This window comes from Desulfoluna sp. CLI2B, from assembly GCF_056847375.1.
On record NZ_CP186557.1, the window covers coordinates 1,532,810 to 1,548,927 of the forward strand.

General features: G+C 61.1%; 16 protein-coding genes. 15 read left to right on the forward strand and 1 reads right to left on the reverse strand.

Features of this window, described 5'->3' with window-relative positions; translation table 11 throughout:
- Positions 1–67 precede the first annotated feature (67 nt).
- The 13 genes from phnN (at position 68) to phnL (ending at position 9,680) form a co-directional block, all read left to right on the forward strand.
- Positions 68–544 carry a phosphonate metabolism protein/1,5-bisphosphokinase (PRPP-forming) PhnN gene (phnN, locus tag ACOYW2_RS07490; RefSeq protein ID WP_482769976.1) on the forward strand — a complete coding sequence of 159 codons (477 nt, stop codon included), beginning with the start codon at positions 68–70 and terminating at the stop codon, positions 542–544.
- Positions 545–844: 300 nt separating this feature from the next.
- Entirely contained in the window at positions 845–1,870 is a 1,026-nt protein-coding gene (locus ACOYW2_RS07495) for an alpha-D-ribose 1-methylphosphonate 5-triphosphate diphosphatase (RefSeq protein WP_482769977.1), read from the forward strand.
- 37 nt (positions 1,871–1,907) lie between these two features.
- Positions 1,908–2,081, forward strand: a complete 174-nt coding sequence (locus ACOYW2_RS07500; RefSeq protein WP_482769978.1) for a hypothetical protein — start codon at positions 1,908–1,910, stop codon at positions 2,079–2,081.
- The gene (gene phnC, locus ACOYW2_RS07505; RefSeq protein WP_482769979.1) at positions 2,056–2,880 is read left to right on the forward strand and encodes a phosphonate ABC transporter ATP-binding protein; all 825 of its coding nucleotides are present in this window, start codon (positions 2,056–2,058) and stop codon (positions 2,878–2,880) included. The genes ACOYW2_RS07500 and phnC overlap by 26 nt, the downstream gene beginning before the upstream one ends.
- 80 nt (positions 2,881–2,960) lie before the next feature.
- Positions 2,961–3,842 (forward strand): phosphonate ABC transporter substrate-binding protein, encoded by an 882-nt coding sequence (gene phnD, locus ACOYW2_RS07510; RefSeq protein ID WP_482769980.1) that lies wholly within the window; start codon positions 2,961–2,963, stop codon positions 3,840–3,842.
- Positions 3,843–3,947: 105 nt separating this feature from the next.
- Positions 3,948–4,622: a PhnE/PtxC family ABC transporter permease gene (locus tag ACOYW2_RS07515; protein WP_482769981.1), complete on the forward strand. Its 675-nt coding sequence runs from the start codon at positions 3,948–3,950 to the stop codon at positions 4,620–4,622.
- Positions 4,619–4,942 carry a PhnE/PtxC family ABC transporter permease gene (locus ACOYW2_RS07520; RefSeq protein ID WP_482422382.1) on the forward strand — a complete coding sequence of 108 codons (324 nt, stop codon included), beginning with the start codon at positions 4,619–4,621 and terminating at the stop codon, positions 4,940–4,942. The genes ACOYW2_RS07515 and ACOYW2_RS07520 overlap by 4 nt, the downstream gene beginning before the upstream one ends.
- Positions 4,942–5,397, forward strand: a complete 456-nt coding sequence (gene phnG, locus ACOYW2_RS07525; RefSeq protein WP_482769982.1) for a phosphonate C-P lyase system protein PhnG — start codon at positions 4,942–4,944, stop codon at positions 5,395–5,397. The genes ACOYW2_RS07520 and phnG overlap by 1 nt, the downstream gene beginning before the upstream one ends.
- Positions 5,398–6,009, forward strand: coding sequence for a phosphonate C-P lyase system protein PhnH (gene phnH / locus ACOYW2_RS07530; RefSeq protein ID WP_482769983.1), 612 nt, complete (start codon positions 5,398–5,400; stop codon positions 6,007–6,009).
- The gene (locus ACOYW2_RS07535) at positions 6,000–7,118 is read left to right on the forward strand and encodes a carbon-phosphorus lyase complex subunit (protein WP_482769984.1); all 1,119 of its coding nucleotides are present in this window, start codon (positions 6,000–6,002) and stop codon (positions 7,116–7,118) included. The genes phnH and ACOYW2_RS07535 overlap by 10 nt, the downstream gene beginning before the upstream one ends.
- Entirely contained in the window at positions 7,102–7,995 is an 894-nt protein-coding gene (locus tag ACOYW2_RS07540; RefSeq protein WP_482769985.1) for an alpha-D-ribose 1-methylphosphonate 5-phosphate C-P-lyase PhnJ, read from the forward strand. Before ACOYW2_RS07535 ends, ACOYW2_RS07540 begins: the two co-directional genes overlap by 17 nt.
- A complete protein-coding gene (gene phnK / locus ACOYW2_RS07545) occupies positions 7,985–8,758 on the forward strand; it encodes a phosphonate C-P lyase system protein PhnK (protein ID WP_482769986.1) in 774 nt (257 codons plus the stop codon). The genes ACOYW2_RS07540 and phnK overlap by 11 nt, the downstream gene beginning before the upstream one ends.
- Before the next feature lie 226 nt (positions 8,759–8,984).
- A complete protein-coding gene (gene phnL, locus ACOYW2_RS07550; protein WP_482769987.1) occupies positions 8,985–9,680 on the forward strand; it encodes a phosphonate C-P lyase system protein PhnL in 696 nt (231 codons plus the stop codon).
- 244 nt (positions 9,681–9,924) lie between these two features.
- Here the strand turns inward: phnL and ACOYW2_RS07555 are convergent, their stop codons facing one another.
- The gene (locus ACOYW2_RS07555; RefSeq protein ID WP_482769988.1) at positions 9,925–11,139 is read right to left on the reverse strand and encodes an NADH:flavin oxidoreductase; all 1,215 of its coding nucleotides are present in this window, start codon (positions 11,137–11,139) and stop codon (positions 9,925–9,927) included.
- 209 nt (positions 11,140–11,348) lie between these two features.
- On the opposite strand from ACOYW2_RS07555, the gene ACOYW2_RS07560 reads away from it, so the two are divergent.
- Positions 11,349–12,560 (forward strand): methyltransferase domain-containing protein, encoded by a 1,212-nt coding sequence (locus ACOYW2_RS07560; protein ID WP_482769989.1) that lies wholly within the window; start codon positions 11,349–11,351, stop codon positions 12,558–12,560.
- A 623-nt stretch (positions 12,561–13,183) separates the two neighbouring features.
- Positions 13,184–15,724, forward strand: coding sequence for a PAS domain S-box protein (locus tag ACOYW2_RS07565; RefSeq protein ID WP_482769990.1), 2,541 nt, complete (start codon positions 13,184–13,186; stop codon positions 15,722–15,724).
- Positions 15,725–16,118 lie beyond the last annotated feature (394 nt).

Here is a 16,118-nt window from a genome sequence, read left to right on the forward strand (position 1 = left end):
CATGCTGATCCATGCAGATCCCGGTCCGTTCATTCGGGCCTTGACCCCGAACAGAGGATACCTTCCCATGGAAAACGGAACACTTTTTTACGTCACCGGCGCGTCGGGCGCCGGAAAAGATACCCTGTGCACCGAGGCACGCTCTGAGCTCAACGGCTCGGCACCGGTGCTGTTTGCCCACCGATACATTACCCGCCCTGCGGATGCGGGGGGCGAGAACCATGTGGCCCTGTCCCGTGAAGAGTTCTGCCAGAGGCGGGAGCTCGGGCTGTTTGCCCTGTCCTGGGAGAGCCACGGCAACGGCTACGGCATCGGCGCCGAAATCGACGGCTGGCTTGACCGGGGCGTGAGCGTGGTGGTTAATGGCTCCCGGGGTTACCTTGGCGAGGCTGCCCGGCGCTATCCCGAGATGGTGGTGATCCATATCGAGGCGGAACGCGAGATCCTCAAAAAAAGGCTCCTGCGCAGAAACCGGGAAACCGAAGCCCAGATTGAAGCCAGGCTCAGCCACTCGGACACCCTTGCCCCGCTTCTCGACATTTAACCCAGACCCCTCGGAACAACGACTCCCTTGAGGCCTCGGTCTCACACTTCATCGATCTCCTCACGCACTTTGTGCCCGGCTGCCATCACCAGGTAAGGGCATAGCCTTTTTTCCGATCCTCTCCTTATATATCACCCACGGCGATATTGCGTTTAACACAGTGCTAACCGTTTCGCGGTCATTTCCCAACATTTCCCCTCTATTTTCCTTATGACAGTTGAAGACGAACGGCCGGATGCGGCGGGGCGCTGACCTCTTCCGCCATCCTGCCGGAAACGGAGATCACAACAGGAGCAGATTATGGACAGCACGATATGCCTCACCGGTGGTGCGGTGTTTGACGGAGAGCGCCTGCTGGAGCGTGGGTCGGTTCTTTTCAGCGAAAAGGGGGTGCTCGAGGTGACCGAAGGGGATCAGCCTCCCCGGGGAACCGTGACCCTGGACGCCGGGGGACGGCTGATCATGCCGGGCCTGGTGGACCTCCACTCCGACGCCCTGGAGCAGAGCATCGAGATGCGCCCCGGGGTCTATTTTGATTTTGAGTTTGCTCTTCGCAACCTGGACCGGCGCATCGCCTCCTGCGGTATCACCACCTACTGCCATGCCCTCAGCTTTGCAGACAACGAGCTGGGCTTAAGGTCCCCGGGGGAGGTGGAGCGCATCATTCGCATGGTCAAAGCCTTTGACCGCTCCTCCGGGGCCATGGTCCGTCACCTGGTCCATGCCAGGTACGAGGTGGGGGCCGAAGAGGGATGCAAGGTCCTTACCCGGCTTCTGGACGAGGGCCTCATCGACATGGTCTCGGTCATGGACCACACCCCGGGCCAGGGACAGTTCACCACCCTGGGCGCCTTTGTGGATTACTACGCCGGAGCCGGTGGGGATGCCTATGAGGAGATCGTGGGCATGGCCCATCGCAAAACAGCGTGCCGGGAGGCCGGGTGGAATGCCCTCTCCTCCTTTGCCCGGCGGGTTTCGGCCGAAGGGCTTCCCTTTTTGAGCCACGACGACGACACCCCCGAGAAGGTCGGCCTGGTCAAGGCCCTGGGCGCAACGGCCAGTGAGTTTCCCCTTTCCGTGGATGCGGCAAAACGGGCCGTGAAAGAGGGCATGCGGGTGTTCATGGGTGCGCCCAACCTGGTGAGGGGGCGCTCTTCCGGCGGACACCTCAAGGCGGCGGAGACCGTCTCGCGAGGGCTTTGCCACGGCCTGCTCAGTGACTACTACCCCGAGTGCATGCTCCAGGCACCCTTCAAAGACCCTGGACACCTCCCCGGATTACGCCCTCTCCCTTGTGACCTCCGGGCCGGGGCGTTTTATCCGTAAAGGACTGGGGACCCTGGCCCCCGGGGAAAAGGCAGACTTGTTGGTGGTGGACCGCAGCGAACCCTGGGCGCGGATTATCCAGAGCTGGGTGGGAGGCCGCATGGTGCACTACGCCGCCCCCGGATCGGGGGAGGGGCAGGGAACCCCTGCCTGCGTCACGGAAACCGCCAAAGGAGGGCCGCGCCATGAGCGACACCATCCGGCCGCTTGATCCAACCCTGGCCGACACCGTGCTGGAGACCCGGAACCTGGGCAAGGTGTACCCCAACGGCACCGAAGCGATTCGGGGGATCTCCCTTGCCGTGCGAAAGGATGATTTTATCGTCATCATCGGCTCCTCCGGGGCGGGAAAGTCAACCCTTCTGAGGTGCCTCAACCGCCTGGTGAACCCCTCCAGCGGCGACATGTTCCTGAACGGGGAGGAGATCACCCGGGCCACCGGGCGTAAGCTTCGCCGGGTCCGCCAGCAGGTGGGCATGATCTTTCAGCAGTTCAACCTGGTCCGGCGGCTCACGGTCCTGGAAAACGTGTTGGTGGGGCGGCTCCGGTTCTGCACCACGCTGCTCTCCCACACGGGATCACTGCTGAGGCTCTTCTCCGAGGCGGAGCAGGAGCTGGCCTTCAGCCTCCTCAACCAGGTGGGCATCGGGAACCTGGCCTACCAGCGCGCCGATTCCCTCTCCGGCGGCCAGCAGCAACGGGTGGCCATCGCCCGGACCCTGGCCCAGAACCCGGCCCTCTTCCTTGCCGACGAACCCATCGCCAGCCTCGACCCCAAAAGCTCGGAGGTCATCATGGGGCTGCTTCGGCGAATCCATGAGGAGCAGGGCATCCCCGTGGTGGTGAATCTTCATCACATCGACTTTGCCAGGCGCTACGCCAAACGCATCATCGGCATCTTAGCAGGGGGCATGGTCTTTGACGGCCCGCCGGAGGCCCTCACCGACGCGATCATTCGGGACGTCTACGGCCCGCGCTCCGATGACCCCACCCTGGCGGCCTGCGCCTGAATTGAAAAAGGCAGCCTCCGGCTGCCAATGGCATCGATACGATTTATCCGTAACATAACGAACAGCACAAAGGAGATCCCATGTTTGACAACGCAAGACGATTGACCGCGGTGTGTGTGATGTGTATCGGTCTGATCCTTTCGGGGACGGCGTCGGCTTCCCAGGCTCAGTGGCCCCAAAAGATCCGTATCGGTTTTATCCCCACGGAAGGGGGCTCGGCCGTGGAGTCGCGGTTTCAGCCCCTGGCCGACCACGTGAAGAAGAGCCTGGGCGTGGAGGTGGAGATCATCAGCGCCAGTGATTACTCCGGCGTGATCACGGCCATGGCTCACAAGCACCTCGATTTTGCCTACTTCGGTCCCAAGAGTTACGTGGAGGCCGCCAAGAAGGCCGACGCCCAGGCCATTGCCCTGGAGCTGAACAAAGCGGGGGAACCCGGGTACTACGGGGTGATCATCACCCGCAAGGACTCGCCCATCAAGACCCTTTCCCAGATCAAGGGAAAGGTGTTTGCCTTTACCGATCCCAACTCCACCTCCGGCTACCTGGTGCCCAACATCCTCTTTGCCCGGGACCTGAAGGTGAAGCCCGAAGCCTACTTTCGCCAGGTGAAGTTCTCCGGGTCCCACGGGGCTTCCATCCTCTCGGTGAAAAACGGAACCGTGGAGGTGGCCGCCACCAACAACATCGACCTGGACCGGATGATCCAGAAGGGCCAGGCCACCCTGGATGACTTTCGGGTCCTCTGGACCTCGGAGCTGATCCCCGGGGCCCCCATGGCCGCCCGCAAAGACCTGCCTGAAAGCCTGAAAGCCGCCTTTGCCGGGGCCCTTCTCTCCTTCAATGGGGACAAAGAGGGCATGGCCCACCTCCAGAACGGGGGGTACGGGTTTGCCGACGACAGCACCTACGACACCATCCGGTACCTGAAATACCTCAAAAAGAAGATGGCGGCCAAATGAACCAGACCCAGGTCATCACACGACTGAGCCTGAAGCCGGTCAAGACGCCTTTTCAGACAGTGACCCGGGGGCTTTTCGCCCTTGTGGCTGGTGGGCGGCGTGTCTATGGCTCACTGGTTCGTGGGCATCGACCCCATGGCTTTTATCGAGAAACGTGAGAATGCCGCCACCTATCTCTTCGGCCGCGAGCTCACCGAGTTCGACCGAAAGGACGCCAGGATCCAGGCGGAGAACCTTTTGAAGATCGTTGCCATGGAAGAGGCCGGAGAGGAGCTGAAAAAACGGCTGGCCCGCGCAGGAAAGGAGATGCCCCTGGGCATGGCCATGCACAAGGAGACCGAGGCCCTGGCCGACGAGCTCCTGTCCAGGAAACCCGAAGCCGAGCGCGAGGCCTTTGTGGAGCGGGAATACCGCCAGATCCTCCGGGACAAGAAGGGGGGCTTTTTTCCGCCGGAGACCTCGCCTTCGGCCCTTTCGGAGTACGGCCACGGACTGGTGGAGACCATCGCCATGGCCGTGTGGGGAACCCTCTTTGCCGTGGTGCTGGCCATTCCGGCGGCCATGTGCGCCGCCGAAAACACCCTGGCCCTGCTGGTCCAGGGGGAGGGGCGGCGGCACCGGGCCCTTCGCTGGCTCTGCCACGTCGGTGTGCGGCGCTTCCTGGACTTCTGCCGGGGCTTTAACGAGTTTGTCATGGCCCTGATTTTTGTGGCGGTCATCGGTCTGGGGCCCTTTGCCCTGGGTTCTGCCACACCTTCGGCATCCTGGGCAAGGTGGTGAGCGAGGCCATCGAGGCCATCGACCCCGGCCAGATGGAGGCCCTGGTGGCCAGCGGGGCGGGGAACCTGCAGGTGATCTCCTTTTCCGTGCTGCCCCAGGTGATGCCCCTGGTGGTGAGCTACAGCCTCCTGCGGTTCGAGTCCAACGTGCGCAGCGCCACCATCCTGGGCTTTTGCGGGGCCGGGGGCATCGGGTTTCTTATGTTCGACAAGATCAACGGGTTTGAGTACCGGGAGGTGGCCACCATGATGATCATGGTCATCGTCAGCGTCAGCCTTCTGGATTATGCCTGCGGCAAGCTGAGGAGCAGATTTATCTGATGATGCAGAACACACAGGAACAACAAGAGCGGCAGCAGTGGATGGGGATCCTTGCCCGGGCTCCCCTGGCGTCCCTGGAGGCGGCCTGGCAGGAGGTGCCGGGCAAACCGGCATACACCTTCCTGCGTCCCCCGGAGACGGCCATGGTGATGGTGCGGGCCCGCACCGGGGGGCAGGGGCGTCCCTTCAACTTCGGGGAGGTGCCTGTCACCCGGTGCGCGGTGCAGACCGAGACCGGCTTCAGCGGGTGTGCCTACGTCAGGGGCACCCGGGTGCGTCACGCGGAGCTCGCTGCGGTTTTCGACGCCTTGCTGCAGGACAGCAGGGCCCATAGCGAGGTGATGGCCAGGGTGGTGGAGCCCCTGGCCGGTGAGCTGGCAGAGGAGAGGCGGCGCGCGTCGGAAAAGACGGATGCCACCCGTGTCGATTTTTTCACCATGGTAAGGGGAGAATAGATGCAGACAGCCATGAATTTAAACGAGATCGCCGAAGGGTTCGCCAACCCGGCCCTCGGTACCCAGAAGGTCTTCCGGCAGGTTTTGGATGCCATGGCCCATCCGGGCCGCATCATCGAGCTGGACGAGTGGGTCCCCGTGGAGGGGCTGGACGAGGCCACCACGGCCCTGGCCCTGACCCTGCTGGATTTTGAAACCTCGTTGTGGACGGATCTTCCCAGGGGGGCGTCGGCCCTTCAGTGGGTGACCTTTCACTGCGGGTCTCCCATGGGCACCTCGGTCTCCGAGGCCGACTTTGCCCTTGTCACCCGGCCGGAGTCCATGCCTCGGCTGGAGAGCTTCTGTTTGGGCAGCGAGGGGAGCCCCCATCAGTCCACCACCCTGATCCTCCAGGTGGAGCACCTGGAAGCGCGCCCGGGCAAACGGCTTATGGGGCCGGGCATCGACGGGTCCTGCGATCTGGATGCCGGGGGACTGCCCGATCATTTCTGGAGCAGTCGGAAAAACGCCCGGGCCCTGTTTCCCATTGGGGTGGATATCCTTTTTGCCTGCAACAACCGTATCGCGGCCATGCCGCGGACAACAGACTGGGAAGAGACGCCATGTATGTAGCGGTAAAAGGAGGGGAGAAGGCCATCGAACAAGCCCACGCCCTGTTGGCCGAGGAGCGCAGGGGCGATGTGTCGGTACCGGAGTTGACCGTCGAGCAGATCGAAGAGCAGATGGGCCTTGCCGTGGACCGGGTGATGAACGAAGGCTCGCTCTGCGACAGGCGCCTGGCAGCCATTGCTGTAAAACAGGCGCAAGGGGACCTGGCCGAGGCCGTGTTTCTGTTGAGGGCGTATCGGACCACCTTGCCGCGCATCGGCTTTACCCAGCCCCTGGACACCTCGGCCATGCATATGCGGCGGCGGATCTCGGCCACCTTTAAGGACCTGCCCGGGGGCCAGATGCTGGGGCCCACCTACGATTACACCCACCGGTTGCTGGATTTTTCCCTGGAGCGGCCCCGCCAGGGAGCCAAGACCCTCCGGGTGGCCCAGGCGCCCCCGGAGCCTGCCGTGGAAGACGTTTCCTGCCCCCGGGTGGCAGACCTTCTGGCCGCCGAAGGGCTCATGGCCGGTGACGAGGACGGAGACGAAGAGCCCGGGGACATGACCCGCCAGCCCCTGGCGTTTCCTGCGGAGCGGCCCGTGCGGCTCCAGGCTCTGAGTAGGGGAGACGAAGGCTTTCTGCTCTCCATGGCCTACTCAGCCCAGAGGGGCTTCGGCTCCTCGGACCACCCCTTTGCAGGGGAGATCCGCATGGGGGAGGTGGCCCTGGAGATGGTGCCCGAAGAGCTGGGGTTTCCCGTGGTGATAGGGGAGATCACCGTCACCGAGTGCGTGATGATCACCCCACCCGGACCCTCAACGAAAGGGGAGGCCCCGGCCCTCACCCAGGGCTACGGCCTGACCTTCGGAAGGTCCGAGCGCAAAGCCATGGCCATGGCCATTGTGGACAGGACCCTCTGCAGCCGGGAGCTGGGGGAGACGGTGGCATACCCCGCCCAGGATGAGGAATTTGTCCTCGGCCACTGCGACAGCCTGGAAGCTTCGGGGTTTGTGCAGCACCTCAAACTGCCCCATTACGTCGATTTTCAATCCGAGCTGGTGCTCTTGCGAGACCTCCGGAAAGACCACAGAGAAGGACACAGAATCCACGATGCAATCCCCAACTGAGACCACGGCACCGGAGACGGACCAAAACGGCCCCCTGGAGGGCTACAATTTTGCGTTTCTGGATGAGCAGACCAAGCGGATGATCCGCAGGAGCCTCCTGAAAGCGGTGGCCATCCCGGGCTTTCAGGTGCCCTTCGGGAGCCGGGAGATCCCCCTGCCTTACGGGTGGGGCACCGGCGGCATCCAGATCACCGCCTCCATCATCGGCCCGGACGACACCCTGAAGGTCATCGACCAGGGGGCAGACGACACCACCAACGCGGTAAGTATCCGCTCCTTTTTTTCCAAGACTGCGGGGGTGGATACCACCACCCGGACGGACGAGGCCACGGTGATCCAGACGCGCCACCGCATCCCGGAGACGCCCCTTGCCGAAGGCCAGGTCATGGTCTACCAGGTGCCCCTGCCCGAGCCCCTGGTCTTCATCGAGCCGAGCCGCACCGAAACCGAAAAGATGCACGCCCTCATGGAGTACGGCGCCATGCAGGTGAAGCTCTACGAGGACATCGCCAAACACGACCGCATCATGACCGGCTTTGACTACCCCGTGCAGGTGGCGGGCCGGTACGTCATGAGCCCGTCCCCCATCCCCAAGTTCGACAACCCCAAGATGGACCGCATGCCCGCCCTTCAGCTCTTCGGGGCCGGGCGGGAGAAGCGGATCTACGCCGTGCCACCGTACACCGAGGTTCGGAGCCTGGATTTTGAGGACTATCCCTTTGAGGTGGAGTCCTGGGAGATGAGCTGCGCCCTGTGCGGGGCAACGGAAAGCTACCTGGATGAGATCATCACCGACGACAAGGGAGGGACCATGCATGTCTGCTCGGATACCGATTACTGCCGGCAACGCAGGGAAGGGGGGCAAGATGGGCGATGAGGCACTGCTCACCGTCACGAACCTGTGCAAGACCTACGGGCCGCAGCTGGGGTGCGAGGGCGTCGGCTTTACCATGCACCCCGGGGAGGTGCTGGGCATCGTTGGGGAGTCGGGCTCCGGCAAGTCGACCCTTTTGGGGTGCCTGTCCGGGCAGCTTCGGGCCACCTCCGGCACCGTGGTCTACCAGGCCGCCTGCGGGGCGGTGGACATGAACCGCTCCCCGGAGCAGCTGGTGCGCCGGGTGATTCGCACGGAGATGGGCATCGTGCACCAGAACCCGCGGGACGGCCTGCGCATGCACGTCAGCGCCGGGGGCAACATCGGCGAGCGTCTCATGGCCAACGGAGAGCGCCACTACGGCGGGATCCGCCGCAAGGCCATGGCGTGGCTGGAGCGGGTGGAGATCGGGGCGGACCGCGTGGACGATATCCCCGCCCACTTTTCCGGGGGCATGCAGCAGCGCCTCCAGATCGCACGGAACCTCATCACCAACCCGCGCCTCATCTTCATGGACGAGCCCACAAGCGGCCTGGACGTCTCGGTGCAGGCCAGGGTCCTGGACATCATGCGGCACCTCGTGACCCAGCTCTCGCTCTCCATGGTCATCGTGACCCACGACCTGGCCGTGGCCAGGCTCCTGGCCCATCGCCTCCTGGTGATGCGGGCCGGGCGCGTGGTCGAGGAGGGGCTCACGGACCAGATTCTGGACGACCCCCAGCATCCCTACACCCAGCTGCTGGTCTCTTCGGTTTTGGCCCATTGAGTTGCTCTTAAGACCTCTACCATTTTTCGGCGGTGCGCAAGCGCACCCTACCGCATACCCTCGGTGGCTTCTATGGGTAAAACGGTTGAAAAAACGGCCGAAATGGAGCGCCGCACTCCAGGGGACAAGGGGCAAAGCGCATTTGCAAAATGCTTTGAAGGGGGTACACCTTGCCGGGTTGTACCCTGCAGGCACACGCTTTGGAAACATTACAGGGAGTTTATCTATGGAATGGGTTGTCAATATAGAGAAAATCAGGAAGACCTTTTGCCTGCACACCCAGGGGAACGTGACGATCCCGGTCCTCGATGAGGTGAGTCTTTCCCTTGCACCCGGGGAAGCCGTGGTCCTTGAGGGACCGTCCGGGGCGGGCAAGAGCACCTTGTTGAAGCTGGTCTACGGTAATTACCGCATGGAGACCGGACGGGTGTGGGTTCGTCATCAGGGGCGGGTCGTGGAGATGGGGGGGCTTACCCCCATGGAGGTCGTGGCGGTGCGCAACACCACCATCGGGTATGTGAGCCAGTTTCTCCGGGTGATTCCCAGGGTCTCGGCCCTGGACGTGGTGATGGAGCCCATGCTGGGACGGGGCATGCCGTCAGATCTTGCCGGGCAGAGGGCCCGGACCCTGCTGGAACGGCTTAGGATCCCGGAGCGGCTCTGGGACCTGTCCCCCACCACCTTTTCCGGGGGCGAGCAGCAGCGCATCAACATCGCCCGCGGGTTTGCCGTGCCCTACCCGGTGATGCTCCTGGACGAGCCCACCGCCTCCCTGGATCCGGCCAACACACGCACCGTCTGTGACCTCATGGAAGAGGCCAGGAAGAATGGCACCGCGTTTCTGGGCATTTTCCATGACCAGGGCGTCCGGCAGCAGGTGGCCACACGGAGCCTGGCCATGGCTCCGGGTCAGCCAGGTTAAAGACGCCTCCGGCGGCCCTGCCGGGGGCCAAACTTTTGAAAAGTTTGACAAACATATTTCAAAGCACTTGACGGGCCATCTCATGGAAGCCACTTAGGCCAAAAATCCCCTGGCCGCCGGAGGTAGGCTTTTCCAAGCACTTTAACCATAGAAGGCAGTGCGGTTAAATCGGTAATGGGCAAGTAGCGACAACGTATCCTGTGACGTCGAAGCTTGTGAGCCAGCCCGCACAATCCATTAGCGCTTATGTCGGGCGCAGCCCGAGCCGAAGGCCATTGCGCTTTGCCCTGAGGAACGAAGGGCAAAGCGCAATGGCAATAAGCTTTCGAGGTGGCTCACCTCGCCGCCGGAGGCTGTTTTCAACGCTACGGCTCGTCTTTTCCCGGTTCTGGATGCAGGAAATCCGCGCGCCGAGGGCGGAGCACTGGCCGCAGGAGGTGCAGCGGGGTTTGACGGTTTTGTCGGCCTGCCATTTGTTGATGAGGTCGGGCTCGCAGAGTAGGGGCCGTGAGAAGGAGAAGGCGGCGATGTCGGTGTCGGCCAGGAGCTGTTCCATGGTGGCCGTGGAGCGGTTGCCGCCCACGAGGATCACCGGGGTGTCCACGGCCTCGGCAATGACCCGGGCGTAGTCGCTGAAATAGGAATCGTTTGCGGAAAGAGTCACCTCATAGGTGGTCTCTTTTTCTGTTTTTGGGGCACGGAACACGGGGCCGCCGCTGATCTCGATGCCGTCGATGCCCATGGCGTCCAGCTTTTTGCACAGGGCCAGGCACTCTTCAAAGGTGAACCCTTTGGTGCCCATGAAATCCGAGCAGTTGAGTTTGATGAGCACGGGGAAATCCGGGGCGGTTTTCTTGCGGATGTTCTCGAAGACATCAAAGATGACCCGGGCTCTTTTTTCGCTGCTTCCGCCGAAGACATCTTCCCGCCGGTTGAAGAAGGGGGAGAGGAACTGGTTGAGGAGGTAGCCGTGGCCGGCGTGGATCTCCACGCCGTCAGCTCGCCTGGCCGCGTCGCCGAAGGCTTCGATGAGGGTCTGGATGTCCAGGGGCGTCATCTCCTTGGGGGTGACCCCGGAGATTTTATTGGTCACGGCGGATGGTCCCCAGATCTCCCTGTTTTCCGTGTCGAACCAGGTGAAAGAGCCGCCGTAGACAAGCTGGAGGAAGATCTTGCTGCCGTTGTCGTGCACCATGTCGGTGAGGGGCTTGTACGTGTCCACGAAGGTGTCGTCGTAAGCGCCGAACATCTTGGGGTTGGGCTGCTCGTCTTTCAGTACAAAGGCGTAGCCGGTGATGATGGCTGACGCCCCACCTTTGGCGAGATCCCTGTAGAGGTCCATGACCTTGTCGTTGATATGACCGCTCTCGTCGGCGATGCCCTCCCAGGTGGCGGCGCGGATGCATCGGTTTTTCAGTTCAAGGTTGCCAAGGCGAATGGTGTCGAACAGTTCCTTCATGGTTCCTCCTGACATGCATTGGGTGGCCCCGCCGGTTTCACCTGAGGTGCTGCGAGGCACGTGGGATGATCCTTATTTATTATGGTATCGCTATGTTCCGGGTGTCTTCTCCCGGCGATTGGCTATATACTGGAATCCATGGTGGCTATAGCGCCTTGGAATAATTATTTCAAGGTTTACTGAACTTTTCCTTGTTTGGGAGGCATGGTATGGGCGAGCCAATCCTTGAAGGGGATGCGGATGTGGAGGTCATCCTGAAGTGGGTCAGCGACGACGCCTGTCACACGGAGCGCCTGTTTATTCCGGCGGTGAACGTGTGGCGGGACATCATCCCGGCGGCTCTGCGCCGTGGCATGAAGGGCTGGCAGGTGGGAGAGACCCTTCGCCATGCCTTTGAACCCGGTGAGTTGCTTCCGTTGAGATCAGGGGAGCTGGTGAGGACCATCCCACGCCGTCAGGTCTCGCCTCCTCCTCAGGGGCTCCCCTTCGGGATTGTTCCGGGATTTTTCCTGCCCCGGGGTGTGGCGTCCGGGGCCCTGGGCGTTTTTCCCCAGGACATACGCCCCATGCAGGTGCTGGAGGTCACCGAAACGCGGGTGACCCTGGATCTGAACCACCCCCTGGCAGGGCTTCCCCTGGACCTGGGCATTCGCCTTCACTGCGTCGAGGAGTCGAACCGGTCCATGGCCGGGCGTTGCCGTGAGATAGCAGAATCCGTCACAGGTGACGGACCCGGTATGCAGGCGCTGTTTCAAGCTCCCGACCTTTGCGTGGACGGAACCCCGCTGCAACGGCCGGAAGGGCCGGATGATGCCGTATTTTATGCCTCGCCCCGCCTTGTGCAGCATCTGGACGCCGAGGCCGAGGGGCAGGTGCGGGCCCTTTACGGCTGCCTGCTCACCGACGGCTCGGACGTTCTGGACCTCATGGCATCCTGGGACTCCCATTTGCCGGACGCTTTAGGGTCCTGTCGGGTCACGGGGCTGGGGATGAACGGCGAGGAGCTCGACCGCAATGCCATACTGGGGGTTCGTACCGTCCATGACCTCAACGCCCGTCCCGTGCTTCCCTATGACGACGCCTCCTTTGATGCCGTGGTGTGCACTGCTTCCGTGGAGTATGCCATCCATCCCGTGGCTCTTTTCAAAGAGGTTGCCCGGGTGCTCCGGCCCGGCGGGCTTTTTGCCCTGACCTTTTCCGATCGCTGGTTTCCTCCCAAGGCCACCCAGCCCTGGCCCGAGATTCATCCCTTTGAGCGTATGGGGCTTGTCCTTGAATATTTTCGTGCCGCAGAGGCGTTTACCGAGTACCACACGGAAAGCCGCCGGGGCTGGCCAAGGCCGGTGTCGGATCCCTATTTCCCGCAAAAGCGGGAGGCAGATCCCCTGCAGGCTGTGTGGGGACGGCGACGGGCCGGGTAGCCCGGCTCCCCCGAAGGGTGAGAAAATCAAACAACACACCCTGATTTGCATTTTCAAAATAGCTGACATTTTCGCTATAGCGTTTTGAAATCATGTGGCTTTCATTTTGGCTGTTTGTTTTTTCATGAAATATCCGGGCAGGGGCATGGCCCTTCACCATGAGGCCGGCTGAAGAGGGAAATCGAAAAAGTAGTATTGTTGATGACGTCTACATGGCGGTTTATTAAACGCAGGGTCGTGCGTAAAGTCAGCTCTGTTTATGCCTTGTGGTGTTTCCGTGTGAGGAATTGTGTCAATCTTCTTGCAGAAAGTAAATTTGCCGGTGTATAGTAGGAAAAACAGTGTTTTTTTGAGGCCCCTTTGAGGGGACCCCGTTCCCCCCTTCAGTGAGATAGATGTAAAAAATAGTACAGTCGTACAAAAAAGCGGGCCAGGGCCCTTCGCCAGGTAGCCCGGCATATCATCGAAGACACGTCATACCAGCACACGCAGCATTTTTTCCATGAGTCACCAGGCTTGAATGAGCCGTCGTATCCATATCATGATCATTTTTCGTCGGGGCCGATGCGCGAACTCCGGAAGTGCAGTCGTATCACTTTGAACACCATGTGCGAAAGGGAGCCATGAAGGAGTACTCACTATTCAAGTCCGTTTTCAACGTCACCCCGATCATCATTGGAATCCTCTCCTGTGACGGGGCCTTTCTCGAATACAACGAGTCGTTGAAAAAAGTCTCAGGCTACGCTGACGACGAACTCAGGAACCTTTCCATCCGGGACATCATCGCACCGGATGACTATGAGGAGGTGGCGAGGAACTTTATGTCACTGGTTCGCGGCGAGCTGGCCTCCCTTCGGATGACCCGCCGGTTCATCTGCAAGGGTGGTGATGTGTTCTGGGCGGATGTCTCATCATCGCCCATCTGCGGGGGGGACGGCGAGGTGAGGGCGGTGACGTGCACCGCCTTTGACATGACCCGCCAGAACAACATGGGGGTGGCCTTGAGGCAGCGCACCGAGTCCCTTGAGACACAGTTCGAGAAGCAGGGCGAGGCCGTGGTGGTTCTGGACGAAGAGATGCGGATCCTCAGGGTCAACCGGATTTTCGAGGAGGCCTCCGGGTACAGCGAAGCCGAGGCGGCCGGAGCGGGGGGGCTTTCGCAGTTCATTCACCGGGAGGACATGGAAACCCTGAAACGGTATCACAGGATGCGTCGTGAGCAGCAGGGCGGTGTGCCGGAGGCCTACCCGTGCCGCCTCATCGACAGCAAGGGTGCGATTCGTGAGCGCACCGTCAATGTCTCCATGATTCCCGGCACGGGCAGGAGCCTTGTGGCCATCAAGGGCTGCATGACCGAGGCGCCCGCCACCCCTCCGGCACGAAACATGGACGAAATTTTCCGATTGATCGCGGAGAACTCCACGGATGTCGTCTTTATCACCGACCTCGATCTTGCCGTGACCTATGTGAGCCCTTCGGTGAAGCGGGTCACGGGGTACACCCAGGAGGAATTCAAGCTGTTGAAGCTCCAGGAGTTTTTCTCCGAAGAATCCTATCTCCGGGCAAAGCAGATGCTCAAGGACGGACTTCTGGGCGAGTACAACGCCCACGTGCCCACTACGATATGCTGGCACAAGGACGGCACCAGCCGGTGGATCGAAACCATCACCAAGCTGATCCTGACGGAGTACGGCCACCCTGTGGGAATTACCGGGGCCTCCAGGGACATTACGGAGAGGAAACAGGCCGAGGAGGCCTTGCGGCGCAGCGAGATCAAATACCGCATGCTCACCGAGGAGATCAAGGACGTGGTCTTCGGCCTGACGCCGGATTTGCGGATCGACTATATCAGCCCGGTGGTCTCGGAATTCAGCGGGTATTCGCCGGAGGAGATGACCCATACCCATATTTCCCGATATCTGGACAATTCCCAGGAGCTCGATACAGCCATCGTGCTTCTGGAGCAGGCCTTTTCGGGGAACCCCAGCACCACCACCTACGACTTCCGGTTCCGGGCCAAGGACCGGCCCGACTTTTACGTGGAGGTCTCCTGCAACCCCATCTCCGAGGGGGGAAAGGTGATTCTCCTTCAATGTGTCGCCCGGGACGTCACCCAGCGAAAGCAGGCCGAGGTCGCCCTGAAGGAGAGGGAACAGCAGCTGAGCGTGGAAAACATCTACCTGAAGCGGTCCATCCAGAAGAGCGAGCGGTTCGGCAACATTATCGGTAAGAGCGAGGCCATGCAGCGGGTCTACGAGTTGATCATCCAGGCGGCGTCGTCCCCTGCCAACGTGGTGATTTCAGGGGAGTCGGGCACGGGAAAGGAGCTTGCGGCCCGGGCGATCCACGACATGAGCCCCAGGGCCGACAAACCCTTTGTACCGGTGAACTGCGGAGCCATACCGGAGAGCATCATCGAAAGCGAGTTTTTCGGGTACAAGAAGGGGGCCTTTACCGGGGCCATATGCGACAAGGCGGGGTTCCTGGACCTGGCCGACGGCGGGACTCTTTTCCTCGACGAGGTGGGTGAGATCGGCCTCAACATGCAGGTCAAGCTGTTGAGGGCCCTTGAAGGGGGCGGCTACACGCCCATCGGGAGCAACCGGGTAAAGCACGCCTCCTTTTCCATTGTGGCCGCCACCAACCGGGACCTTACAGAGCTGGTTCGCACCCGGAAAATGCGGGAAGATTTCTTTTTTCGCATCCATGTCATTCCCATCCGCCTGCCTCCGTTGCGTCACCGGGCCGAGGATATCCCCCTTCTCATCGACCATTTTTTCATGAAGGCGGGGACGGACAAGCCCCTGCCCCGGATTTCCTCCAAGGTCAGGCGGTCGTTCATGGCCTATACCTGGCCGGGCAACGTGCGGGAACTTCAGAATGTCCTCAACCGATTTCTTGCCCTTAACAAGGTCGACTTTACGGGTATGCCCGGAGGAGAGACATCCATCGCCCCCGGAAGGGCCAGGGTCGATACCGTATCGGGTGGTGATTCCTGTACCCTGGCTTCCCAGGTGGAGCGGTTTGAAAAAGAGATCATTCAGAGTCACCTGAACCGGTACCAGTGGAACCGGAGCCGGGTGGCCCAGGTCCTTAAGATCGATCGGAAAACCCTGGCGTCCAAGATTAAGAAATTCAAGATAGCTCCCGTGGATGAGGAATAATTCCCCAATTTACGGAATGTCTCCTCTTTGCAATTTAAGCAATAAGAAAAATCGAATAATTGACGGCTCGTAGAGAAAGGGTGGGGAAATATTCCCCGCCCTTTTTTTTGTTTGAGTACGAACAATGTTTTCCTTTTCTCCTTACTTGCCGCGGTTGAGTTGTCGCGTGCGACAGGTGGCATACTCTGTGCAGTAATCCAAGCAGTGTTCGGAATGCGAAACCACTCATGCGTATCGCCCGGGGCAGCATGCGCCGAACCGATGTTTTTCTATCCCTTGATACAGCTTGAGCAGAACATCCGGGGCGGATGTGCTCGGTGGCAACGTCCCCAGTCTCTTTGTTTGGATCATTTTTTTAAGGAATATCAACCTACTATACTGTGAATTTCAAGGA

What these genes read in the sequence shown, in the direction of transcription:
- phnN (WP_482769976.1), top strand. Translation starts at nt 68, where the DNA reads ATGGAAAACGGAACACTTTTTTACGTCACCGGCGCGTCGGGCGCCGGA.
- ACOYW2_RS07495 (WP_482769977.1), top strand. Translation starts at nt 845, where the DNA reads ATGGACAGCACGATATGCCTCACCGGTGGTGCGGTGTTTGACGGAGAG.
- phnC (WP_482769979.1), top strand. Translation starts at nt 2,056, where the DNA reads ATGAGCGACACCATCCGGCCGCTTGATCCAACCCTGGCCGACACCGTG.
- phnD (WP_482769980.1), top strand. Translation starts at nt 2,961, where the DNA reads ATGTTTGACAACGCAAGACGATTGACCGCGGTGTGTGTGATGTGTATC.
- ACOYW2_RS07515 (WP_482769981.1), top strand. Translation starts at nt 3,948, where the DNA reads ATGGCTCACTGGTTCGTGGGCATCGACCCCATGGCTTTTATCGAGAAA.
- phnG (WP_482769982.1), top strand. Translation starts at nt 4,942, where the DNA reads ATGATGCAGAACACACAGGAACAACAAGAGCGGCAGCAGTGGATGGGG.
- phnH (WP_482769983.1), top strand. Translation starts at nt 5,398, where the DNA reads ATGCAGACAGCCATGAATTTAAACGAGATCGCCGAAGGGTTCGCCAAC.
- ACOYW2_RS07535 (WP_482769984.1), top strand. Translation starts at nt 6,000, where the DNA reads ATGTATGTAGCGGTAAAAGGAGGGGAGAAGGCCATCGAACAAGCCCAC.
- ACOYW2_RS07540 (WP_482769985.1), top strand. Translation starts at nt 7,102, where the DNA reads ATGCAATCCCCAACTGAGACCACGGCACCGGAGACGGACCAAAACGGC.
- phnK (WP_482769986.1), top strand. Translation starts at nt 7,985, where the DNA reads ATGGGCGATGAGGCACTGCTCACCGTCACGAACCTGTGCAAGACCTAC.
- phnL (WP_482769987.1), top strand. Translation starts at nt 8,985, where the DNA reads ATGGAATGGGTTGTCAATATAGAGAAAATCAGGAAGACCTTTTGCCTG.
- ACOYW2_RS07555 (WP_482769988.1), bottom strand. Translation starts at nt 11,139, where the DNA reads ATGAAGGAACTGTTCGACACCATTCGCCTTGGCAACCTTGAACTGAAA.
- ACOYW2_RS07560 (WP_482769989.1), top strand. Translation starts at nt 11,349, where the DNA reads ATGGGCGAGCCAATCCTTGAAGGGGATGCGGATGTGGAGGTCATCCTG.
- ACOYW2_RS07565 (WP_482769990.1), top strand. Translation starts at nt 13,184, where the DNA reads ATGAAGGAGTACTCACTATTCAAGTCCGTTTTCAACGTCACCCCGATC.